22 protein-coding genes are annotated in these 22,894 nt (G+C 65.7%); 15 read left to right on the forward strand and 7 right to left on the reverse strand.

Going from position 1 to position 22,894, the window contains the following annotated elements:
* Position 1 precedes the first annotated feature (1 nt).
* The 10 genes from S58_RS26550 to S58_RS26595 all read left to right on the forward strand — a co-directional run bounded on the left by S58_RS26550 (position 2) and on the right by S58_RS26595 (position 12,272).
* Positions 2–484, forward strand: a complete 483-nt coding sequence (locus tag S58_RS26550; protein ID WP_015668485.1) for a (2Fe-2S)-binding protein — start codon at positions 2–4, stop codon at positions 482–484.
* Positions 484–4,029, forward strand: a complete 3,546-nt coding sequence (locus S58_RS26555) for a molybdopterin cofactor-binding domain-containing protein (protein WP_015668486.1) — start codon at positions 484–486, stop codon at positions 4,027–4,029. Before S58_RS26550 ends, S58_RS26555 begins: the two co-directional genes overlap by 1 nt.
* Positions 4,030–4,182: 153 nt before the next feature.
* The gene (locus S58_RS26560) at positions 4,183–4,965 is read left to right on the forward strand and encodes an IclR family transcriptional regulator (RefSeq protein ID WP_015668487.1); all 783 of its coding nucleotides are present in this window, start codon (positions 4,183–4,185) and stop codon (positions 4,963–4,965) included.
* Complete coding sequence (locus S58_RS26565) at positions 4,965–5,840, forward strand: ABC transporter permease (RefSeq protein ID WP_015668488.1); 876 nt, start codon at positions 4,965–4,967, stop codon at positions 5,838–5,840. The genes S58_RS26560 and S58_RS26565 overlap by 1 nt, the downstream gene beginning before the upstream one ends.
* Positions 5,841–5,848: 8 nt before the next feature.
* Positions 5,849–6,727, forward strand: coding sequence for an ABC transporter permease (locus S58_RS26570; protein ID WP_015668489.1), 879 nt, complete (start codon positions 5,849–5,851; stop codon positions 6,725–6,727).
* 14 nt (positions 6,728–6,741) lie between these two features.
* On the forward strand, positions 6,742–7,806 hold the full coding sequence (locus S58_RS26575) for an extracellular solute-binding protein (RefSeq protein WP_015668490.1): 1,065 nt from the start codon (positions 6,742–6,744) through the stop codon (positions 7,804–7,806).
* Complete coding sequence (locus S58_RS26580; RefSeq protein WP_015668491.1) at positions 7,803–8,891, forward strand: ABC transporter ATP-binding protein; 1,089 nt, start codon at positions 7,803–7,805, stop codon at positions 8,889–8,891. Before S58_RS26575 ends, S58_RS26580 begins: the two co-directional genes overlap by 4 nt.
* Positions 8,892–8,895: 4 nt before the next feature.
* Positions 8,896–9,618 (forward strand): AroM family protein, encoded by a 723-nt coding sequence (locus tag S58_RS26585; RefSeq protein ID WP_277996595.1) that lies wholly within the window; start codon positions 8,896–8,898, stop codon positions 9,616–9,618.
* Positions 9,615–10,715 carry a DUF917 domain-containing protein gene (locus S58_RS26590; RefSeq protein WP_015668493.1) on the forward strand — a complete coding sequence of 367 codons (1,101 nt, stop codon included), beginning with the start codon at positions 9,615–9,617 and terminating at the stop codon, positions 10,713–10,715. The genes S58_RS26585 and S58_RS26590 overlap by 4 nt, the downstream gene beginning before the upstream one ends.
* Before the next feature lie 3 nt (positions 10,716–10,718).
* A complete protein-coding gene (locus S58_RS26595; protein ID WP_015668494.1) occupies positions 10,719–12,272 on the forward strand; it encodes a hydantoinase/oxoprolinase N-terminal domain-containing protein in 1,554 nt (517 codons plus the stop codon).
* Between the two features lie 10 nt (positions 12,273–12,282).
* Here the strand turns inward: S58_RS26595 and pncA are convergent, their stop codons facing one another.
* On the reverse strand, positions 12,283–12,906 hold the full coding sequence (gene pncA, locus S58_RS26600) for a bifunctional nicotinamidase/pyrazinamidase (RefSeq protein WP_042340950.1): 624 nt from the start codon (positions 12,904–12,906) through the stop codon (positions 12,283–12,285).
* 171 nt (positions 12,907–13,077) lie between these two features.
* Here pncA and S58_RS26605 point away from each other — a divergent pair, with 171 nt between their 5' ends.
* Together S58_RS26605 and S58_RS26610 are read left to right on the forward strand one after the other, a co-directional pair.
* A complete protein-coding gene (locus tag S58_RS26605; protein WP_015668496.1) occupies positions 13,078–13,371 on the forward strand; it encodes a hypothetical protein in 294 nt (97 codons plus the stop codon).
* Between the two features lie 59 nt (positions 13,372–13,430).
* A complete protein-coding gene (locus tag S58_RS26610; protein ID WP_015668497.1) occupies positions 13,431–13,631 on the forward strand; it encodes a hypothetical protein in 201 nt (66 codons plus the stop codon).
* A gap of 20 nt (positions 13,632–13,651) precedes the next feature.
* Here the strand turns inward: S58_RS26610 and S58_RS26615 are convergent, their stop codons facing one another.
* From S58_RS26615 to S58_RS36890, 3 genes are all read right to left on the reverse strand, one after another.
* Entirely contained in the window at positions 13,652–13,852 is a 201-nt protein-coding gene (locus S58_RS26615) for a DUF3606 domain-containing protein (RefSeq protein ID WP_015668498.1), read from the reverse strand.
* A gap of 75 nt (positions 13,853–13,927) precedes the next feature.
* The gene (amaB, locus tag S58_RS26620) at positions 13,928–15,478 is read right to left on the reverse strand and encodes an L-piperidine-6-carboxylate dehydrogenase (RefSeq protein WP_015668499.1); all 1,551 of its coding nucleotides are present in this window, start codon (positions 15,476–15,478) and stop codon (positions 13,928–13,930) included.
* 818 nt (positions 15,479–16,296) lie between these two features.
* Positions 16,297–17,073 carry a class I SAM-dependent methyltransferase gene (locus S58_RS36890; RefSeq protein ID WP_015668500.1) on the reverse strand — a complete coding sequence of 259 codons (777 nt, stop codon included), beginning with the start codon at positions 17,071–17,073 and terminating at the stop codon, positions 16,297–16,299.
* A gap of 153 nt (positions 17,074–17,226) precedes the next feature.
* Here S58_RS36890 and S58_RS26630 point away from each other — a divergent pair, with 153 nt between their 5' ends.
* The 3 genes from S58_RS26630 to S58_RS26640 all read left to right on the forward strand — a co-directional run bounded on the left by S58_RS26630 (position 17,227) and on the right by S58_RS26640 (position 19,655).
* On the forward strand, positions 17,227–17,859 hold the full coding sequence (locus tag S58_RS26630) for a LysE family translocator (RefSeq protein ID WP_015668501.1): 633 nt from the start codon (positions 17,227–17,229) through the stop codon (positions 17,857–17,859).
* Positions 17,860–18,123: 264 nt separating this feature from the next.
* Positions 18,124–18,750, forward strand: a complete 627-nt coding sequence (locus tag S58_RS26635; protein WP_015668502.1) for a LysE family translocator — start codon at positions 18,124–18,126, stop codon at positions 18,748–18,750.
* A 134-nt stretch (positions 18,751–18,884) separates the two neighbouring features.
* Positions 18,885–19,655: a serine O-acetyltransferase gene (locus tag S58_RS26640; protein WP_015668503.1), complete on the forward strand. Its 771-nt coding sequence runs from the start codon at positions 18,885–18,887 to the stop codon at positions 19,653–19,655.
* Between the two features lie 18 nt (positions 19,656–19,673).
* Here the strand turns inward: S58_RS26640 and S58_RS26645 are convergent, their stop codons facing one another.
* From S58_RS26645 to S58_RS26655, 3 genes are all read right to left on the reverse strand, one after another.
* Positions 19,674–19,928: a hypothetical protein gene (locus S58_RS26645; RefSeq protein ID WP_015668504.1), complete on the reverse strand. Its 255-nt coding sequence runs from the start codon at positions 19,926–19,928 to the stop codon at positions 19,674–19,676.
* 135 nt (positions 19,929–20,063) lie between these two features.
* Entirely contained in the window at positions 20,064–21,686 is a 1,623-nt protein-coding gene (locus S58_RS26650) for a methyl-accepting chemotaxis protein (RefSeq protein WP_377812139.1), read from the reverse strand.
* A 359-nt stretch (positions 21,687–22,045) separates the two neighbouring features.
* Entirely contained in the window at positions 22,046–22,795 is a 750-nt protein-coding gene (locus S58_RS26655; protein ID WP_015668506.1) for a DUF899 domain-containing protein, read from the reverse strand.
* Positions 22,796–22,894 lie beyond the last annotated feature (99 nt).

The raw sequence follows: 22,894 nt of genomic DNA on the forward strand, positions 1-22,894 counted from the left end.
CATGACGCCAGCAACGATTCGGCTGACCGTGAACGGACAGGCGCATGATGTCGCCGCGGCGCCGGACACGCCCCTGCTCCACGTGCTACGCAACGATCTCGCGCTGAACGGCCCGAAATACGGGTGCGGCCTCGGCGAATGCGGCGCCTGCACGGTGCTGATCGACGGCCGTGCCGCCCGCTCCTGCGTGGTTCCGATCGAGGGCTGCATCGGCCGCAGCGTCGTCACGCTGGAAGGCCTGGGATCTCGCGAGAACCCGGACGCCGTGCAGCAGGCCTTCATCGCCGAGCAGGCCGCGCAATGCGGCTATTGCCTGAACGGCATGATCATGACGACCAAGGCGCTGCTCGCGATCAAGCCCGACCCGTCGCTCGACGACATCAAGCAGGCGCTGCGCTACAATCTCTGTCGCTGCGGCGCTCATGTCGAAATCCTGCGCGCCGCGATGCGCGCTGCCGGCCATACGCTCGAGGCACTTGATTGATGGACGATCGCCTCGCCAAGGAAGCAGATCATCAGCGCGGCTGGCTGGCCGTCGAACGTCCTCTTGCTGGCGCTGATGGCCAAGTCGAGACCTTCATCAGGATCACGGCATCAGGCGAAGTGTCGGCCTTCAACGGCCATGTCGATCTCGGCACCGGCATCCGCACCGCCCTGGGACAGATCGTCGCAGAAGAACTGGATGTCTCCTTCGCCCGCGTGATCGTCGTGCTGGGCGACACGGCCGTCGTGCCGAACCAGGGCGCGACCATCGCCAGCGAGACCATCCAGATCACCGCCGTGCCATTGCGCAACGCCGCGGCGCAGGCCCGCGCCTATCTGTTGGCGCGCGCCGCGACGCAGCTCGGCGTCAGCACATCCGAATTGTCCGTCGAGGACGGGCTGGTCCGTGGCCCGAACAATCGCGTCCTCAGCTATGGCGAGTTGATCGGCGACGACACCATCAGGCTGGAGCTCGCCGACGACGCCATCGTCAAATCAGTGGACGACTATCAGATCGTCGGCCGCTCGGTGCCGCGCGTCGATCTGCCGGCGAAGGCCACCGGCGAGCTCACTTACGTGCACGATGTTCGCGTCCCCGGCATGCTGCATGGCCGCGTCGTACGTCCGCCCTATGCCGGCGTCGATGCCGGCCCGTTCGTCGGCACCAGCCTGCTCGGCGTCGACAAGGCCTCGGTGCGCGACATTCCCGGGCTGGTCGACGTCGTCGTGATCGGCGACTTCATTGGTGTCGTCGCCGAGCGTGAGGAGAACGCGATCCTGGCGGCCGAGCGCCTGAAGGTGAGCTGGAAGCCGGTGCCGACCTTGCGCGATCTCGACGATGTCGAGAACGCGCTGCGGGCCAATCCGTCCGAACCGCGCCGGCTGCTCGACAAGGGCGATGTCGATACTGCCATCGACGGCGCCGCCAGGCCGATGCGGCGGACTTATCTCTGGCCCTATCAGATGCACGGCTCGATCGGGCCGTCCTGCGCGGTTGCCGACTATCGCGACGGGCAGATCCGCATCTATTCCGGCACGCAGAATCCGCACATGCTGCGCGGCGATCTGGCCAAGCTGATCAATTGTCTCGAGAATCAGATCGAGCTGATCCGGCTGGAGGCCGCCGGCTGCTACGGCCGCAACTGCGCTGACGATGTCACGGCCGACGCACTGCTGCTGTCGCATGCGGTCGGCCGCCCGGTGCGCGTGCAGCTGTCGCGCGAGCAGGAGCATCTGTGGGAGCCCAAGGGCACGGCGCAGCTGATGGACGTCAATGGTGGCCTCAACGCCGATGGATCGGTTGCGGCCTATGAGTTCGCCACGCGCTATCCGTCGAACGGCGCACCGACTTTGGCCTTGCTGCTCACCGGCCGCATTGCGCCCGAGCCGTCCGTGTTCGAGATGGGCGACCGCACCGCAATCCCGCCCTATGACTACGACCACATGCGCATCACCGCGCATGACATGCCACCGATCGTGCGCGCGTCCTGGTTTCGTGGCGTCTCGGCGCTGCCCAACAGCTTCGCGCACGAATCCTATATTGACGAGCTCGCCGCCGAAGCCGGCGTCGATCCGATCGAATATCGGCTGCGTTATCTGAGGGACGAACGTGCCCGCGATCTCGTCAACGCGGTCGCCGAGCGCGCCGGCTGGACACCACGCCCGGTGCGGGAAGATAAGACGCCCGACAACGGCGTCGTGCACGGCCGCGGCTTTGCCTACGCGCTGTACGTGCACAGCAAGTTTCCCGGCTATGGGGCGGCGTGGTCGGCGTGGATCGCCGACGTCGCGGTGAATACGACGACCGGTGACGTCAGCGTCACACGCGTCGTGGCGGGCCAGGACTCAGGCCTGATGATCAATCCGGACGGCGTGCGCCATCAGATCGAAGGCAACGTCATCCAGGCGACCAGCCGGGCGCTGATGGAGGAGATTCCGTTCGCGCGCGGCAAGGTGGCGGCGCGTGAATGGGGCGCCTACCCGATCATCACCTTCCCCGATGTACCTAAGATCGACGTCCTGATGCTGCCGCGACCGGATCAGCCGCCGCTCGGCGTCGGCGAATCCGCATCCGTCCCCAGCGCCGCAGCGATCGCCAACGCGATCTACGACGCCACCGGCGTGCGCTTCCGTGAGCCGCCGTTCACGCCGGAGCGCATCCTGAAAGGACTGCGCGGCGAACACGTGGAGACGCCGACGCAGCGGTCGTTGCCCGCGCCTGACAAGCCGGCGACGACATGGCTCAAACCTTTCGCCAAGCGCGGCGGCCTCGTCGCCAGCGCCGTTGCGGCCTGTGCGGCTGCGATCGGCGTTGCCACCGCGGTGCTGCCCTGGCGCGCGATTGCACCGATCACGCGGCCTGATCCGTCCGTCTATTCCGCGGCGACGATCGCGCGCGGCGAAGCACTCGCGGCGCTCGGCAATTGTGCCGTCTGCCACACCGCCGACGGCGGTGTGGTCAACGCTGGCGGCCGCGCGCTGGAGACGCCGTTCGGCACGCTCTTCAGCACCAACATCACGCCCGATGCCGAGACCGGCATCGGCGCCTGGTCCTATCCCGCCTTCGAGCGCGCGATGCGCGAGGGCGTGCACCGCGACGGGCGGCAGCTCTATCCGGCCTTTCCCTACACGCATTTCGCGCGGACGGATGATGCCGACCTGCAGGCGCTCTATGCCTACCTGATGGCGCAGGCACCGGTCCGGCAGCAGGCGCCCGACAATGCGCTGCGCTTTCCCTTCAATTTGCGGCCGCTGGTCGCCGGATGGAATGCGCTGTTTCACGATACCAAGCCGTTCAAGCCTGACCCGGCCAGATCCGAGCAGTGGAATCGCGGCTTCTATCTGGTCGAAAGCCTCGGCCATTGCAGTGCCTGTCATTCGCCGCGCAACGCGCTCGGCGCCGAGCCGCGCAATGCCTATCTCGCCGGCGGCTTTGCCGACGGCTGGGAGGCGCCGGCGCTGACCTCGCTCTCGGCCGCTCCGATTCCGTGGACGGAGGACGAGCTCACCACCTATCTGCGCTCCGGCCAGTCGCGCTTCCACGGCGTGGCAGCAGGCCCCATGGCGCCGATCGTCAAGGACCTCGCCACGCTACCGGATGCGGATATCCGGGCGATGGCGACCTACCTCGCCTCGTTCCAGGAGCACACACCCGAGCCCGAAAAACTGGAAGCGATGGCCTCGGAGCTGGAGGCACGCACCAAGGTCAGCTCGGCCTCGTCGCCGGCGGCGCGGCTCTATCTCGGCGCCTGCGCCGTCTGTCACGAGGTCGGCGGTCTGCCGCTGTTCGGCAGCCGGCCCTCGCTCGCGCTCAACAGCAATTTGCACAGCGCGACGCCCGACAATCTGATCCAGGTGATCCTGCACGGCATCACGACGCCGGCCTCGTCCGAGCTCGGCTACATGCCGGCCTTCAAGGACCATCTGAGCGACGCGCAGCTCGGCGAACTCGTCTCGTATCTCCGCAGCCAGTTCGCGCCGGACAGGCCGGCCTGGACCGCCGTGGACGCCGCGGTCAGCCGCGTCCGCTCCGCCGCGCCACACTGAGGCCGACCATGCTCACCCTGCGTCCGGCGCCGCGACCACCACCCTGACGCGCATTCGGGCATCGCCTTGCCAGTATTTTCGCCTTGCGGCAGACGGGTTGCCGCTTCTAGAATTCGGGACTATGTTCCGCATAATGGAACCAACGGTATCATCATGAGCGCCCTGACCAACGCCATCGACATCCTGCGCTGCTTTTCGACCTCGCGGCCGAACCTCTCCTTTGCCGACGTGCAAGTCCTGACCGGCAAGCCGAAGAGCTCGACCTCCCGCCTGCTCCGCTCGCTGCGCGATTGCGGCCTGCTCGAGCAGGACCCGCACAGCCGGCGCTACCGTCCCGGCCTGCTCACCTTCGAGCTCGGGCGGCTGCATCGCGCCCATGACGACCTGATCGCCACCGCCGAGCGCGAACTGCGCGACGTCTGCGCGCGCACCGGCCATACCGGCTACATCGCCGTGCTCGACGGCTATCAGCAGGTCGTGCTGCGCATCGTGCCCGGCTCCAATCCGCTGCGCGTCGTCAACCCGCCGGGCCAGCGCACGCCCGCGATCATCACCTCGAACGGCCGCGCCATGCTGGCGCGCTTGTCCGACCAGGAGATCCGCGCGCGCGTGCCGCTCGACTATCCCAAGGTCCCCGCCAACTCGCCGCAGAACTTCACCGAGCTGATGGCCCGGCTGAACGAGATCCGCCGCAGCGGCATCTCCGATGCGGCCGATGAAGCCATCGAAGGCGTTGGCTCACAGGGCTTTGCGCTCGCCAGCGGCGACAGCGGCGAATTGATCGGCATCGCCATCTCCTATTCGGTGCAGGCGACCACCGAGATCGAGCGCGCCAACGTCCGCCGCGAGCTCGGCGCGATGGCCGCGAAGCTGCGGCGGATGACCGGCGATCCGCTCGGCCAGACCATCGAGCAGCTGACCGGACTGGCCTCCTGATGCCAGGCGCCAGCGCGCCGCGCGTCAACAGCCTGGCGCTGTTGATCCTGCCGAGCGCGCTGCTATTCGCGCTGTTCTTCTTCCTGCCGATCGGATTGATGGCGGTCATGAGCGTGCTGACCGGCAATCCCGTGGTCATGCCGAACGTCGCCGTCACCGCCAAGCACTACGCCCGCATCGGCAATGACAGCTACTATCTCGAGGTGATCTGGACCACGATCCGGATCGGCCTCTGGACCACCTTGGCCGCGCTCCTGATCGGCTATCCGCTCGCGCATTGGATGGCGCGGATCAAGAGCCGCACCGGCCATGCGCTGCTGCTGATGGCGGTGCTGGCGCCAATGCTGACCGGCATCGTGGTGCGCACCTTCGCCTGGATGACGCTGCTGTCCGACAAGGGCGTCGTCAACCAGCTCCTGACCTCGCTCGGACTGATCACGAAGCCGCTGCAGCTGATGTACAACGAGACCGGCATCATCATCGGCCTCGTCCACATCTACGTGCCGTTCATGGTCCTGACCCTGACCGGCGTGATCGGCCGCATCGACGAGCGGCTCGAACAGGCGGCGGAAAATCTCGGCGCGAGCCCATGGCGAGCATTCCTCGAAGTCACCCTGCCGCTCAGCCTGCCCGGCATCCTCGCCGGCTCGCTGCTGGTGTTCGCGCTCGCGATCAGCGCCTATGTCACGCCGATCCTGCTCGGCGGCTTCCAGATCATGACCCTGCCGATCCTGATCTACCAGCAGATCTCCGCGAACTTCAACATCGGTTTCGCGGCCGCACTCGGCATGGTCCTGCTCGCGATCTCGCTGCTGCTCGTCATCGCCTACAATCACATGCTCGGCCTCGTCTCCGGCCAGCGCGAGCTGCAATGAGGACGGCGATGACGAGCCTAGCGCCCCGATCGCAGCCCCATCTCGCTGCATCGCATGACCTGACGACCGCGCCTGCACGTCGCGGCACGACCCCGCCGCGGCATTGGGGCCGCAGGCTTTATCTCGCGGCCAACATCACAATCCTCGTCTTCCTGCTGATGCCGATTGCGATCGTCATCGTTTTCGCACTGAATCCGACACCCTTCATCCAGTTTCCGCCGGTCGGCGTGTCGCTGCGCTGGTTCGAAAAATTCTTCGTCTCGCGCGACTTCATGCACGCGCTCGCTTTCAGCCTGGAAGTCGCGGCGCTGACGACAGCAGCGGCCACCGTGCTCGGCGCATCCGCAGCGCTCGCCATCGCCCGTGGCAATTTGCCGGGCTCGCGGCTGATCGTCGCCACGATGCTGTCGCCCCTGATGCTGCCGGCGATCCTCACCGGCCTCGCGCTATTCCAGTCCTACGTCCTGCTCGACGTCGGCCGTCCCTTGTGGGGACTCGTTGCAGGGCATACGCTCGTCGCCATCCCCTATGTCGTCCGGACCACGCTCGCCGTGCTGCATAATTTCGATGTGCGACTGGAGGAAGCCGCGCAGAATCTCGGCGCCAGCCCGACGCGAACGTTCTTCGAGGTCACCTTGCCGCTGGTCAAACCCGGGGTGATGGCCGGCGCCATCTTCGCCTTCATCGTCTCGTTCGACCAGTTTCCGGTATCGCTATTCCTCGTCGCCCCCGGCAATGAGACACTGCCGATCACGCTGTTCAACTATCTCAAATTCGATCTCGACGGCACCATCGGCGCGGCCTCCGTCGTCTCGATCCTGCTTGCCTTCATCGTCGTCATCGCGCTCGACCGCACCGTCGGCCTGCGCTCCTACGTCAAACTCTAAGGGAGCTCCTGGACATGACCGCCTCATCACGTCGCTTTCCCCTGAGCCGCCGCCGCCTGCTGACGGCCGCCGCGTCGCTTGGCGCCGGCGTCCTCGCAGCTCCCTATGTCGCGCGCGCCGACGAGCCGGTGCTGAACATCACCGGCTGGGGCGGCAAATGGGGCGACGTCATGAAGGCGGAGATCGGCCCCGCCTTCGAGAGCGAATTCAAGTGCAAGCTCAAGACGGATACCGCGCTGCCGTTCCTGCCGAAGCTGCAGGCGAGCTCGCGCTCGGCGCCTGTTTACGACGTGCTGCACACCAATTCGAACGAGCAGTGGGCGGCAGTCGAAATGGGCCTCGTCGAGCCGAAGGTCGATCCCAAGCTGGTGCCGAACATCACCGATGTCTACCCCTATGCGGTCAGCGACAAGATCGTCGGCGTTTGCATCTTCACCAGCGCGATCGGCCTGGGCATGCGCACCGACAAGGGTTACGCCAACGTCACGTCCTGGAAGGAGCTGTGGGATCCGAAGTACAACGGCGTGCGCGGCGGCTACGTCATCCCGGTCAACAGCCTGGGGCAGGCTTTCCTGATGATGTGCGGCACGCTGTACGGCAAGGGACAGATGGATCTCGACGCCGCCTATGCCGCGCTGGAGAAGCTGAAGCCGATCAAGCTGGTCGACTTCACCGGCGCGATGGAGAAGCTGCTGCTGTCCGGCGAGGTCGGACTCGGCGTCATCCACGATTCCGGCATCTACCGCTATGACGGCCAGAACCAGCCTACCGAATTCGTCACGCCGAGCGAGGGCGTGCTGTCGCTGGAGCAGGTGCTCACCATCACGCCCGGCAGCAAGGTGAAGGAGCTCGCCAACGCCTATGTGAACTACATGCTGCGGCCCGATGTTCAAAAGCGCCTCGCCGAGACGGTGTGGTATTCGCCGGCCAACAAGAAGGTCAAGCTCGACGCCAAGTACGACGCCAAACTGCTGACCACGCCGGAGAAGGTCAGCAAGCTGATCCAGGTCGACTGGAAGTGGTATAATGCGCAGAAGGACGAGATCGACAGCAGGGTCAACCGGATCTTCCGCGCATGAGCGCAAGCATCGAGATCGCAAGGGTCAGCAAGGTCTATGACGGCGGCGTCCGCGCCGTCGACGCCGTCGCCATGGACATCCGGCCGGGCGAGTTCTTCTCCCTGCTCGGCCCCTCCGGCTGCGGCAAGACCACGACCTTGCGCATGATCGCGGGTTTCGACACGCCGAGCACCGGCGAGATCCGCATCGACGGCGCCGACATCACCCATGTGCCCGCCCACAGGCGCGACATGGCGATGGTGTTCCAGAACTATGCGCTGTTTCCACATCGCACGGTGGCTGAGAACGTCGCCTTCGGCCTGCGCATGCGCAAGATCGACAAGGCCACCATCGCCTCCAAGGTCAAGGCTGCGCTGGCGATGGTCGAGCTGTCCGGCATGGAGCACCGCAGGCCGGCGCAGCTGTCCGGCGGCCAGCAGCAACGCGTCGCGCTGGCCCGCGCCATCGTGATCTCGCCGCGGGTGCTGTTGTGCGACGAGCCGCTCGGCGCGCTCGACAAGAAGCTGCGCCAGCAGATGCAGTTCGAGCTCAAGCAGCTGCAGAAGTCCCTCGGGCTCACCCTCGTCTTCGTCACCCACGACCAGGAGGAGGCGCTGGCGATGTCCGACCGCATCGCGGTCATGAACGCCGGGCGCGTCGAGCAGATCGGTACGCCGGTCGAGATCTACGACCAGCCGCGAACGCGCTTCGTCGCCGACTTCATCGGCGACACCAACATCTTCCGTGGCCAGCGCGTGACGATGGACCACAGTGTCGGAATCGCCGTCGGCAACGGCCTCGTATTGGCCCTGCCGGCGGCGGCCGCAATCGCTGGTAGCGAGGTTGTATCGGTCGCCTTGCGACCGGAGAAGATCGGTGTGTCTCCCGGCAGCACGCCCGATGTCAGAAGCACGGGCGTGTCGGCGCGCGGCACGGTCGAGAGCACGAATTTCCTTGGCGGCGCCGTTCTGTACCGCATCGTCCTTGACGGCGGGCAGCGCGTGCTCGCCCAGCAGCCGAACTCCGGAGCGGGTCCGCTCCATGCGCCCGGCCACGCAGTCACGCTCGGCTGGCGCCCAGCCGATCTCGTCATTCTCGAGGACTGATACTTTGAACGTCATACTCTCATCTACTTCAACGGACACGGCAGATCGCTCCCCGCTGCAGCGGCGCATCGGCGTCGTGGTCATCGGGCAAAGCCCCCGCCCCACGATGGAAGCCGAGGTTGCAGCCGTGCTGTCCCCTGGCATCACGATCGAGCTGCGCGGCGCGCTCGACGGCATGAGCCGCGACGAGATCGACCTGATACCGCCGGTCGACGGCGCCGACGCGCTGTTCACCTTGCTGCCAAATGGCGACAACGTCCGTATCAGCAAGAAGGCGGTCGAGGGTCGCGCCAATGCGCAACTGGCGAAGTTTCGGCATGAGGGCATCGACGTCGTCATGCTCGCCTGTACCGGCAAGTTTCCCAACCTCACCCCAGAGGGACTGGTGATCCTGCCCTCGGCGGTGCTGCACAAGATGGTCGAAGCCGTGCTGCCGAAGGGACGGCTCGGCGTGTTCTCCCCGCTGGCCGAGCAGACCGCGCTGATCGCCGGCAAATGGCAGCGCGAGGGTGTCGAAGTGGTCGGCGTCACGCTGCAGCCGGGCTCGGATGATGCTGTTGTCGATGCGGCGGCGCGCGAGATGTCGGCGAAGACCCCGGATCTCGTGGTGCTCGACTGCATGAGCTACACCAGCGCCAACAAGGCTCGCGTCCGTCGCCATTATGCCGGCCCCGTGATCCTGTCGATCGCCGCGGCTGCCCGCGTCGTCGAGGAGCTGGTGTCGTGAGCGCGGGCGAGATGAAGACGATCAGCCTCGACGACATCGAGGCACTCGCGGTCGGAGCCTGGATCCTCGGCACCGGCGGCGGCGGCAGCCCCTATCTCGGCCTGCTCAATCTGCGCCGGCTCTACACGGAAGGCCATCGCGTGCAGCTGATGTCGCCGCTCGATCTCGCCGACGACGACTGGGTTGCTGTCGTCTCCAACATGGGCGCGCCCTTGGTCGGCCAGGAGCGGCTTGCCGACAGCCGCAGCATCGCGCGCGCCGTGCGCATGCAGGAGGAGGTCAACGGCATCAAATTCCGCGCCGTCATGTCGGTCGAGATCGGCGGCGGCAACGGCATGCAGGCGCTGATGGCGGCCGCCCATCTCGGCATCCCCGTCGTCGACGCCGACTGCATGGGCCGCGCCTTTCCCGAAGCGCAGATGACGTCGGTGGCGATCGGGGACCTCAAGCCCTATCCGTGCACGCTGTATGATCCGCGCGGCATCGAGGCGGTCGTCACGAAGGTGCCGAGCTGGAAGTGGATGGAGCGCGCCAGCCGCAAGATCTGCGTCGAGATGGGCTCGATCGCCTCGACCAGCAAGGCGCCGCGCACGGGGCGCGAGGTCAAGGACTGGGGCATTCATTTCACCACCACCAAGGCGATCGCGATCGGCCGCGCCGTCGACGCGGCGAATAGAAGTCACCAGGACCCGATCGCCGCGATCCTGACATGCGAGGGCGGCCAGCGCCTGTTCAGCGGCAAGATCGTCGACGTCGAGCGCCGCACCACCGAAGGCTTTCTGCGCGGCAGCGCCGTCATCGAGGGCAGCGACGATGATCGCGGCACCCGCCTCAAGCTGTCGTTCCAGAACGAGTGGATCGTGGCCTGGCGCGATGGCGAGGCGATCGCGATGTCGCCGGATTTGATCTGCGTGCTCGACAGCGTCAACGGCCATGGCATCGGCACCGAGACCGTGCGCTACGGCCAGCGCGTGACGGTGATCGCACTGCCGGCACCCGCCGTTTTGACCAGCCCGCGCGGACTCGACTTCGTCGGCCCCCGTGCCTTCGGTTACGACCTCGATTTCCGGTCGCTGTTTGCGACCTCTGGAGCATAATGAATGAAGCGGATTGGTATTGACGTCGGTGGCACCAACACCGACGCCGTCCTGATTGCCGACGACAAGGTCGTCCACTCCGTCAAGAGCGCGACCACCGCCGACGTCACCTCCGGCATCCTTGCCGCGCTGAAGGCGCTGCGGAGCAATCCTGCAGCGGCCGTGCCGGTCGATGCGGTCGTGATCGGCACTACGCATTTCATCAATGCGGTGGTGCAGCGGCGGCACCTGCAGAAGATCGGCGCCGTCAGAATCGGCATGCCGGCCTCCGCCTCGCTGCCGCCGTTCTGCGATTGGCCCGCTGATCTCGCCGACATCGTCAGCGGCGAGACCTTCATGCTGGAAGGCGGCCACGACTATGATGGCCGGCCGTTCATGCCGCTCGACATCGCCGGGCTGAAGGCGGCGGCGCATGCGATCAAGGCCAAGGGCCTGCGCTCGGTCGCGGTCGCCTCGTCGTTCTCGCCGCTCGACCCGGCTCACGAAAACACCGCGCGGGAGATTTTTGCCGAGATCTGTCCTGACGTGGCGGTGACGTTGTCGCACGACCTCGGCCGCATCGGCCTGCTGGAGCGCGAGAACGCCGCGCTGCTCAACGCCGCGCTGCACGACCTCGCCGTCACCACCGTGGCCGCCTTCCGCAGGGCGATCACGGATTCCGGCATCGATGCGCCGCTGTTTTTGACCCAGAACGACGGCACTGTGATGCAGGCGGAGATCGCGACCGCCTTCCCGGTCATGAGCTTCGCCTCCGGCGCCACCAACTCGATGCGCGGCGCCGCGTATCTCTCCGGCCTCGACGACGCCATGGTCGTCGACGTCGGCGGCACCACCAGCGACATCGGCCAGCTGCGCCACGGTTTTCCGCGAGAGGCCAACGCGGTGGTCGAGGTCGGCGGCGTCCGTACGCTCTTCCGCATGCCTGATCTGCTCTCGATCGGGCTCGGCGGCGGCAGCCATGTCGCGCAGGATCCCGTTCGCGTCGGGCCGCTCAGCGTCGGATATCGCCTGACCGCCGATGCGCTGGTGTTCGGCGGTGACCAACTCACCGCCACCGACATCGCCGTCGCGGCCGGGCTGATCGATATCGGCGACCGCGCGCGCGTCGCGCATTTGCCGAAGAGCCTGGTCGATGCGGCGCTCGCGGATGCCCACCGCAAGCTCGAAGGCGACATCGACCGCATGAAGACCGAAGCGGGCGACGTGCCGCTGCTCGCGGTCGGCGGCGGCGCCTTCCTGGTGCCGGAGCGCCTCGCCGGCATTTCCGACATCGTCCGCGTTGACCATGGCGACTGTGCCAATGCGGTCGGCGCCGCCATCGCCCAGGTCTCCGGCGAGGCCGACCAGGTGTTCCGCGACCTCAGCCGCGACGAGGCCATCGCGGCCGCCCGCGGCATCGCCGAGGAGCGCGCGGTAGAGGCCGGCGCCGATCGCGACACGCTCAAGACCGTCGACGTCGAGGACATGCCGATCGCCTACCTCCCCGGCAATGCGCTGCGCGTCCGCGTCCGCGTCGCCGGCGCCATCGCCGAGCCGAAGATCGGCGCGGCGGCGTAGTCCGCCGTCGTCACCCCAGCTCGGCGATACGCACAACGCCCGCCTCGGCGCCTTGCGCCTTTGCCGCCGCCATCGAGCCGCCGAGATCGATGCCGCGGCAGGCGCTGTCGATCACGACGGCCTCGAAGCCGAGCCGGCGTGCGTCGACCGCCGAATAGTGCACGCAGAAATCGGCCGCGAGCCCGACCAGGAACACCCGCTTCAAACCGCGCTCGCGCAAATATCCGGCGAGCCCCGTCGGCGTGGTCTTGTCGTTCTCGAAGAACGCCGAATAGGAATCGATCTCCGGGCGAAAACCCTTGCGGATGATCAGTTGCGCCTTGTCGGTCGCAAGATCAGCATGGAAGGCCGCGCCGGGCGTGCCCTGGATGCAATGGTCCGGCCACAGCGTCTGCGGGCCGTAGGCCATCGTGACGCTCTCGAACGGCGCCTTGCCCGGATGGCTCGAGGCGAACGAGCTGTGACCTGCGGGATGCCAGTCCTGGGTCAGGACGACGTGCTCGAACCGGCCGCTCAGCCGATTGATCAGCGGGACCACCGCGTCGCCATCGGCGACCGCCAGCGCCCCGCCGGGGCAAAAGTCGTTCTGCACATCGATGATGAGCAGCAAATCCTCGTTCGCCTTGATCTTCATGTTGGTCTGCACCCGCTTCACTGATGTCCGTCCAGGATGGCCGCAGCCGGCGACGATCTCAAGCCGGACGGCTGAAGGAGCCAGCCCCTTCGTTTCCGAATCCCTGCCCTGCAGGCCAGGCCTGGAAACCCCGGCGAGATCGTGGATTCTCTTTCCTGGAGAGATTCGCCGATGTCCGTCATGATCACGTGCCGACCTGCCGTCCGCAGCCTCGATGGCTGGGCGACGGCGACGCTGCTGGAGGCGGGCGCGATCGTCGAATGCGAACAGCATGGCTGGATGCGGGAGCGAGGCGATCCGCACGCCCTGACGTTGGCTTTTCGCGTCGCACGCGACGATCCGCCGCCCGGGTTCAGCGATTCGGAAGCGGTCGCGGCCATCGAGGACGTCCTCCGCGCGATCAGCGACAGCTGTCCTGAATGCTCACGGCAGGGCGAGCCGGAAGAACGGCCGCGATTCAAATAAGTGATTCCGCGCCTGCCCCATTCCGGCCTAATCTGCGGCGAGGAACGGGAGACGTCACCATGCCGCAACGTCCCGCCCACTGGCTGCTGCGCAAACCATGCCCGACCTGCGGTCGCGCGCTCGCTGTGCGCGACGGCAAGGGCGAACGCCGCGAGCTGATCTGCCCCAACTGCGACGGTCCTGATCCGCTGCACTCGCCGAAAGCGCTCGGTTGGGCCAAGGGATCGCTGCGGCCGCCGCAGCGGCCGCAGAAGAACTAGGGGATGCTGCGCTTCGCCAATTAACGCGAGAGCTTGCGCTCGACGGTCTTGCGGCTGTTGCCGACCTTCTTGACCGCCTTCTTCACGGCCGAAGCCGAGCGGCCGCTCTTCTTCGCTTCGTAGCGGACTTCGTAGTCCTGGCCGCCGGCGACGCGGGCGCGGTCCTGCTTGCGTCCGCGCGCCGACTTTGCGGCAGAGGTCGTCTTCTTCGGTGCTGCCATGATGATCCTCCTTTTCAGCGCGCAACGCGCAAGTCAGCAAACCAGTTCCGCTGACGAAGGAAGACATCGCGCCGGTCAGCCGATGTCGAACTTGACGCCCTGCGCCAGCGGCAGGCTGCGTCCGTAGTTCACGGTGTTGGTGGCCCGGCGCATATAGGCCTTCCACGCATCAGAGCCGGATTCGCGGCCGCCGCCGGTCTCTTTCTCGCCGCCGAATGCACCGCCGATCTCGGCGCCGGACGGACCGATATTGACGTTGGCGATGCCGCAATCGGAGCCGCGCAACGACACGAACGTCTCGGCCTCGCGCAGATCGTTGGTGAAGATCGACGATGACAGGCCCTGCGGCACGGCATTGTGCAGCTTGATCGCGGCATCGAGGTCGCGATACGGCATCACGTAGAGGATCGGCGCAAACGTCTCGCGCTCGACGGGACCTGCCTGCGTGCCGATCTCGACCAGCGCCGGCCGCACGTAGTAGGCATTCTCGAAGCCGCCGATCGTGACCCGCTCGCCGCCGAACACGCGGCCGCCGTGATCCCTCGCCGCGCTCAGGGCGTCCTGCATGGCATCATAGGCACCGCGGTCGATCAGTGGGCCGATCAGGGTGTCCTGCTGCAGCGGATTGCCGATCGCGACCGAGGCATAGGCCTGCTTCAGCCGCGGCACGAGCTGCTCATAGACATCAGCATGCACGAACAGGCGGCGCAGGCTGGTGCAGCGCTGGCCGGCCGTGCCCATCGCGGCGAAAGCCACGGCCCGCAAGGTGAGATCGAGATCGGCGGAAGGTGCGACGATCGCGGCATTGTTGCCGCCGAGCTCGAGGATGGCACGCGCAAAGCGCCCGGCAAGGCAGGCACCGACCACGCGTCCCATCGCTGTCGAGCCGGTCGCCGAAACCAGCGGCACGTTGGGATCGTCAACCAGCATTTCGCCGACCGCGCGGCCGCCGAGCAGCAGGCCGGTCAGACCATCCGGCGCGTCGCCGCCCTCGCGGCGATAGCGGGCCAGCGCACGCGCCAACAGAGCATCGGTCGCGAGCGCCGTCAGCGGCGTCTTCTCGGACGGCTTCCAGACGACACTGTTGCCGCAGACCAGCGCGACCGCCGCATTCCAGGCCCACACCGCGACGGGAAAGTTGAAGGCCGAGATCACGCCGGTGACACCGAGGGGGTGCCAGGTCTCCATCATGCGGTGCTCGGCGCGCTCGGTGGCGATGGTCAGGCCATAAAGCTGGCGCGAGAGGCCGACAGCGAACTCGCAGATGTCGATCATCTCCTGGACCTCGCCCAGGCCTTCCGACACGATCTTGCCGGCCTCGATCGAAACCAGGCGGCCGAGCGCGGCCTTGTTGGCGCGCAGCTCCTCGCCGAGCAGCCGGACCAGTTCGCCGCGCTTCGGCGCCGGCACCAGCCGCCACTGCAGAAACGCCCCGTGGGCGCGCGCGATCACCGCCGTGGCATCCGCTCTCGTGTCGTCATGCACCTGGGCCAGCACCTCGCCAGTCACGGGCGAGCGGGCGGCGCGCGCCCCGCCGCGCAGCCGCTCCGGCGCGACGCCGAGCGAGGTCAGGATGTCAGTCGTTTCCGCGGCGAGATTGAGGGAATGTGCTTGGCTGGGCGACATATGCAACTCCGGAGTTGTCTTTCGCGCCGGTGCGCGCGAGACGCAATTGACGGTCCATCATGATCGCCCTCCGTGTAGATCATAATCCGCCGCGGCGCGAGCGCCCGCCCGCTGGCCGATCCGCCACTTGGAACGTCAGAACTTGGACGTCAGATCGCGCCTGTCGCGATCGCGGCCCCCCGAACTGGCCGTGCCGGCGCGCATCCGCGCGATCACGCGACGCCGACGCGCCCGAGGCTTGAATGCCGACGGACCCTCGGAAATCACGAGGGCGCAGGGAATGCCGGGAGCTGGCCGCCCCCATGGCCCGCCAGCTGAAAAAAATGCTGGCGGCAGGAACCACAGGTTCAGCCGAGACATCCCGGCATTCCCCGCGCGATGGTCTTCACGTTTATATCGTGCTCTCCTCGGTGTACGGCTGTTTAGCCACCGTCGCCGACGGGATCATCGCCCGACAGCTTGGCGCCAGCGTCGCGGCGCCAGGACCACACGACTTCACGTCCGCAAACTGCCGTTCGTCCGCGTGCAAGCACGCTGCGGCACCCCACGGCCATCGCCTCCCCGCCTCACGTCTCGTGACGATCGCGATACGCCCCTCGTGGCGAAGCAGGATGGAGGCTATAAAGCATAGTTTCTGGAAAAGCGAAAGAGAAATTTTTTGGGCGAGCGGTGGCCCCCGGCGGACTAAGGTCGATGTGGGAGCGTCTGCCTGCTCTGCGCCGGGCCAAAAGCAGCCTTCATCCCCGGTGCCGGCCGGAAGGTCCGGGATGGGCCAGAACCGGAAGTGAACGCGACAAATGGGCTGACGCGAAGGGCTATTAGTCGCCATCAACACGGTGAGCAATGTAGAGATGCGTTTCGTAATCGATGTCAAGGCCGCCTCCTTGATCGTCGATTGCTTTTGCAATTTCATCGAGCAGGTCTTCACGCGTCTCTGCGGCGAGTAGCCGAACGTCCGACCGCGTGCTCAGAAAATCCGTGTAGCTGGATGTCGTGTGCTGCCATTTCCACGGATAACACTTGTGCTCAACGGACCCGAACAACTGCGACTGGTCAAACCAGTCCTTAAACGGGCCGTTCGGTAGGTACCAAGCTTCGGGCGGCGGCCCCCACGAGCCCGTGTGACGTAGCCAAATTTGCTTAAACCGTTCAAATAAGTGTGAGGGTAGTCCGACAGGCACGTGCCCGAAGACGGCTAGTGTTCCGTTAGTCGAAAGCAGTTGGGCGGCTTTTACGAACCGCACTTCTGGGGATACCCAGTGCCACGCCTGTGCCGCGAAGATTAGAGCGAACACTGAATTGCCAACCGGCCACGCCTCGAAAGTAGCCCCGACCAATTTCACGTTGGCAAAACTCGCCAAAGTCTCGCGTGCAGCGAGCAGCATTTCTGGTCCAGGATCAATGGCAACGATAGGAAAGCCCCGCGGCGCGAAGCCCTTTGTCGCCTGACCCGTTCCGCAGCCGACTTCGAGAATGTTATCGGTTGGCCTTAGCTCTGCGTACGACAGAACATCGTCAATAAGCGCCTCTGGATAGTCCGGGCGTGAGGCCCTGTATACGCTCGCAACCTGATCGAACGTAAAGCGCTGTTCCATCGTTCGCCCCCTTCCGATATTGAGGAATATGCCTCAGGCGCGGCCCGTCTGTCCAACCGCCGATTTCCGCTTTGGGTCAACAAGGGACGTCGACGAGACACGCTACACCTTTATCTTGGCTTCGCTGCGACTGACTCGGAGGACGAACCGGAGATGCCCGATGTTCATACGCTCGCGCTGTTTTCCCTGGCATCTCTGGCGCTGACGGCAACGCCGGGCCCGGACATGCTGCTGATCGCGAGCCGCAGCATTGCACAGGGGCGATCCGTCGGGTTTGCGACACTGATGGGAATTCAGGCCGGAACCTATTGTCATGCTCTGGCTGCAGCCTTCGGGCTGTCCAAATTGTTTCTGCTGGTCCCTGTCGCCTATGATGCCGTTCGCTATGCGGGTGCGGCTTATCTCTTGTTTCTGGCGTGGCAGGCGTTCACTTCGGACCGTCTGCTCGCGCCGACTTCCGGCGAAAGTGATCGGCGCTCGACCTTGGCGGCTTTTCGGCAGGGGCTGGTGACGAACCTGCTCAATCCAAAGATGGCGCTGTTCGTTCTGGCGCTCTTTCCGCAATTCATCCAGGCCGATGCTGGATCGATGGCGCTCCAGGTGATGACGCTGGCGACCGTGCTCAATGCGATCGGCCTGCTCGTGAACGGAGCCGTCATCGCGGTTGCGAGCCGTGTCGGCACCAACGTCTTCAGAAGCAGCCGCCTCGGCCGCTGGCCGCAATATCTGCTGGGAACGGTGTTTGGAGCGCTCGCCCTGAGGCTGGCCTTCGACGGGAAGCGTTAGGACTAGTGTGCGTCACCGAATTGATGTGCGCAATGACAACGATGAAGACTCAGTATGCCTGACGTAAAGATCAAGCGCTTCTCCGACCTGACGATTGCTCGGCAGACAAGTCCAAAATCAAAAGGAGACAGTTGGGGCTAATCTGGCCATGATCGAGTACACGCAGCAGACCTAACTGCTGAGCCTATCGAAGTTCGCTCGCCGCAAGCCTTGACGCGGCGCGAGCGATATACCCTGATGAACGTCGAGATGACGGAGACCAGCATGACGATCGAGACATGGCTCGCATTTACCGGAACGTCCATCATCCTCCTGGTGATCCCGGGGCCAACCGTGCTGCTCGTGGTCTCCTATGCGCTGGGCCAGGGATGGCGAACCGCGCTGCCGACGGCGGCCGGCGTCGCGCTGGGCGACTTCACCGCCATGACCTTGTCCATGCTCGGCGTCGGCGCGCTGCTGGCGACGTCGGCGATGCTGTTCGCCGCGTTGAAATGGATCGGCGCGGCCTATCTGGTCTGGCTCGGGATCAAGCTATGGCAGGGCGGCGGCTCCTTCAATGCGGTGCCGCGGACCGACAGGGCCTCGGCGCTGAAGATGCTCGGTCACGCCTGGATCGTCACGGCGCTGAACCCGAAGAGCATCACCTTCTTCGTCGCGTTCCTGCCGCAGTTTCTCAGTCCGAACGGCAGCTTCCTCACGCAACTGATCGTATTCGAAACCACGTTCGTCGTGCTCGCCTTCGCCAACGCCGTCGGCTATGCGTTGATCGCCTCGCGCGCCCGCGCGCTCGTACGGAGCGCGAAGGTGACCCGCATCTTCAACAAGGCGGGCGGCACCCTCCTGATCGGCGCGGGTGTCGCCGCCGCAGCGGCGCGGACGGCGCAGAACTGAATGGGCTGCAACCTTCGGCAAGGCATGTCGCCGGCCACATCGGATGACAACGCCCGCGAAGCGTCAGTCAGGTTTCTGCAACGCGCAGATCAGGCTATAGTGCCGCCGTCACCTGTTATCGAGCAGGCTCTGCCATGGCCGACACACACCCATCCAGTCCCGCGTTCTGGCCGTCGATCCAGCATGAGGCCCGGCGCATCGCTGAATCCGACCCCGTGTTCGGCCCCGCCCTGTCGGCTGCAATCCTCGACCATTCTGATCTCGGTAGCGCCGTCGCGCAGCAGATTGGCGTCCGCCTCGGCAGCGGCGATGGCGCGCGCGCCCGGTTTGCCTCGGTCGCACGCGAGGCGTATGCCGCCACGCCTGAACTCGTCGAGGCGGCGGGTCGCGACCTCGGCGCGATCGCTGCGCGCGATCCGGCTGTAACGGCGCTGCTGCCGCCGCTGCTCAACTACAAAGGCTACATCGCGCTGCAGGCCCATCGCGTCGCGCATTGGCTCTGGACGAATGAACGATTCGACCTCGCGCTGCTGCTCCAGGCCGAGTCCTCGGCGTCACTGCAGGTGAGCATCCACCCTTCCGCGCGCATCGGGACCTCGGTGTTTCTCGATCACGCCACCGGCATCGTCATCGGCGCTTTCGCCGCGATCGGCGACGATGTCACGATCCTGCAGAACGTCACCATCGGACGCCTCGACGCTCTGCCGGGCCGGGCCCCGCGGATCGGCCGCGGCGTGCTGCTGTCCTCGGGCACGACGGTGCTGGGCGATGTCGAGGTCGGCGACTTCGCCAAGGTCGGCGCCGGAGCGGTCGTCACCAGCGATGTGCCGGCCGGCTGCACGGCCATCGGCACGCCGGCGCGGCTGACGAACTGTCCGGAGCAGCCGATCCCAGCCGGGGCATGAGCCGCATGGCAGCAGGCTCTACAACGGCGACTCGAGCTTGGCGGCGGTTGCGGAGATCAGGTCGCGGATCTTGTCGCATTCGGGAGCGAGCGAGGCGAGCGACGGATCCGACCTGATGCACCGGTCGAGATTGTCGACCGCCTGCCGCCAAACTTCCAGCTCGCGCCGCAGCCGTCTGAGCTGACTGGGCACCACGGCATCATGCGGGCTTTCTGCTTGCGCGCCGATGATGCGCAACGAATCCCGGGCGGGAAATGCGATGATGTCGGCCACGGCAACGCCTCACTCAGAACTCAAGGGTGCCATTCGGACTGCGTCCCTGCGGAGGCCATTCCGAGCGGCAGCATGGCCCTGCGATCGCGCGGCAGGCAGGCCGCGGCGCGATCGACGCTTCCCGGCGATCTCGCCTCAGGCGGCAGCCCGATCGCTCAGGGCCTGGGCTTCGGCTGCAGCACGCGCCATGCTGGACGACATCTCGTTGGTCACCGTGCTCTGCTCCTCCACCGCAGCCGCGGTCGAGGTCACGTACTCGCTGACGTTCTGGATCGCCTGCTTGATCGTGCCCAGCGATGTGACGACGCCTCCGGAGATATTGTTGAGGCTGTCGATCTCCTGGGCGATCTTGTCGGTCGCCGTCTTGGCCTGGGTGGCCAGGTTCTTGACCTCCGAGGCGACGACGGCGAACCCTCTGCCCGCCTCGCCGGCGCGGGCCGACTCGATCGTGGCGTTCAGCGCCAGCAGGTTGATCTGGCCGGTGATGCTGTGGATCATCTCGACGATGCCGCTCATGGCCTGGGCGGCCGCGGACAGACGCTGCGCCTGGGCATCCGCCGAGGTCACACGGTCCACCGCACTGATGGCGGTCTCGCGCGACTTCGTCATGGCTTCGGAAATTTCCCGCACCGAGGCATTGAGCTCCTCGGCGCCTGCGGCAACCGATTCCATCATCGCCCGGACCCGCTCGTTGCCCATGCGAACGAAAACCTGCCGGGTGACGTCGGTGGCATATTTGACCACCTTGAACGGCTTGCCGTTGAGATCGAGGATCGGATTGTAGGACGCCTGGATATAGACTTCCTTGCCGCCCTTGCCGATGCGCTTGTATTCGGCGGACTGGTACTGGCCGCGGTTCAGGCTGGCCCAGAAATCGCGATAGGCGGAGCTGTCGCGCTCGGACGGCTCGACGAACATGCTGTGATGCTTGCCCTGGATCTCAGGCAGGGTGTAGCCGAGCGCATGCAGGAAGTTGGCGTTCGCGGTGATGATCGTGCCGTCCATGCCGAACTCGATCACGGCCTGCGACTTGCCGATCGCATCGATCTGGCCGGCCAGGTCGGCATTCTTCAGCTTCTGGGCGGTGACGTCGGTCGCGAACTTGACGACCCCGATCGGCTTGCCTGAGGCATCGAACACCGGGTTGTAGGTGGCCAGGATCCACACTTCCTTGCCGCCCTTGCCGATGCGCTTGTATTCGCCGCTCTGGTATTCGCCGCGATTGAGCGCAGCCCAGAATTCGCGATAGGCCGGACTGTCGCGCAGCGCCGGCTCGACGAACATGCTGTGATGCTTGCCCTGGATCTCGTCGAGGCGATAGCCCAGCGCACCGAGAAAGTTCTGGTTGGCATTGACGATGGTGCCGTCCAGCTTGAACTCGATCATGGCCTGCGCGCGATCGATGGCCGTCAGCTTGGCCCCGTCGGCCATGCTCTTCAGCTTCTTCTGGGTGATGTCGGTCGCGAACTTGACGACCTTCACCGGCTTGCCGGAGCTGTCGAGGACCGGATTGTAGGACGCTTCGATCCAGATCTCGGCGCCGCCCTTGGCGATGCGCTTGAACTCGGCAGCCTTGAATTCACCCCGGTTCAGCGCCGCCCAGAACTCGCGGTAGGCGGAGCTGTCGCGCTCGGACGGGTCGACTAACATGCTGTGCGACCTGCCCTTGATCTCGTTCAGCTGATAGCCGAGCGCATCGAGGAAATTCTGGTTCGCTGTGATGATCGTGCCGTCGAGCTGGAATTCGATGACAGCCATTGCGCGACTGAGGGCGGCGAGCTGAGCCTCGGCATCCGAGCGGCTGTTCGAGCGAAACAACAAGGTATCCTCCGAATGCTAGGCTGGTTTTCAGGTATTCGGCGGCGAACGATGCATGTCGCAAACGACCGAAACTCTATATGCCTAAAATTGACGGAACTTGTTCCACTATCGTTAAAGCGAAAGGGTGAATCCGGGATTTCCGTATTTCTACTCGTGCGACATCGCGCCCGACGGGGCTGCTTTATGCCACCAAATGCGCTGCGACCGCCCGCGCACCGGCCGCGATGCCTGGAGATCGCACAGTCGGCGGCGGTCGGGCCCCGTGCGTCTACGGGCATGTCATGGCGCGGAGTTGGCTATGATCCGCAGTGACAGGCCGGCCCGTTGCCCCCCTCGTACTCATCATGCAGGCGAACCCAGTCGGAGAGATTGCCGCGTCCGGTCTCGTTGCGGCCCTTCGGCGTGAGGTCGAGATAATGATAGGCTCCGATCAGCGGATCGCCGCCGCGAGAGCGGACCTGAAACGTGCAGAAGATGTCGCCGGCGTCGTCCTTGTAGAACACGGTCAGGCCCGGCAACTCGGGCGACCTCCCGCGCAGGGGCGCGAAATTGTAGATGGCGTCGCCGCTGGCGATCTGCGCGTCGGAGAACGAGACCTGATAGTCGAAATTGAAGGCGCTGCCCTCGGACGAGACCCAGTCGAAGGTCCAGCCCATGCGCGCCTTGAACGGCGCGATCTCGGCCAGCGGCGCGCGTGACACCACGACCAGGGTGACGTCGTGCTGCCGGAGATGCTGGTTGGCGCCGTCGATGTGGTCGCACAGGAACGAGCAGCCGGGACAGCGATGCGGATCGCCCGGCGCCATCATGAAGTGATAGACGATCAGCTGACTGCGTCCGTGAAACAGGCCGCCGAGGCTCACGGGTCCCGTTGGTGACTGGAACAGATAATCCTTCTCGACCCTGACCCAAGGCAGGGCCCGCCGGGCTTCGGCCAGCGCGTCGCGCTGCCGCATGAACGCCTTTTCGCGGGCGAGATGGGCGCGATGCGCTTCGGTCCATTCGGACTTCGAGACGATCGTGGAGACGATGGTGCGGCTTGTCATGGCGAGGTCCTCCGATGTCTCCAAAGGACGATCGGAACGCCCCCCGCCCGACATCGGGCCCCACTGCTTTTTCGGGGGGTGCGCCGTCGCAGCACCGGC

Origin of the sequence: Bradyrhizobium oligotrophicum S58 (genome assembly GCF_000344805.1) — a bacterium.
GTDB classification, from domain to species: Bacteria; Pseudomonadota; Alphaproteobacteria; order Rhizobiales; family Xanthobacteraceae; genus Bradyrhizobium; species Bradyrhizobium oligotrophicum.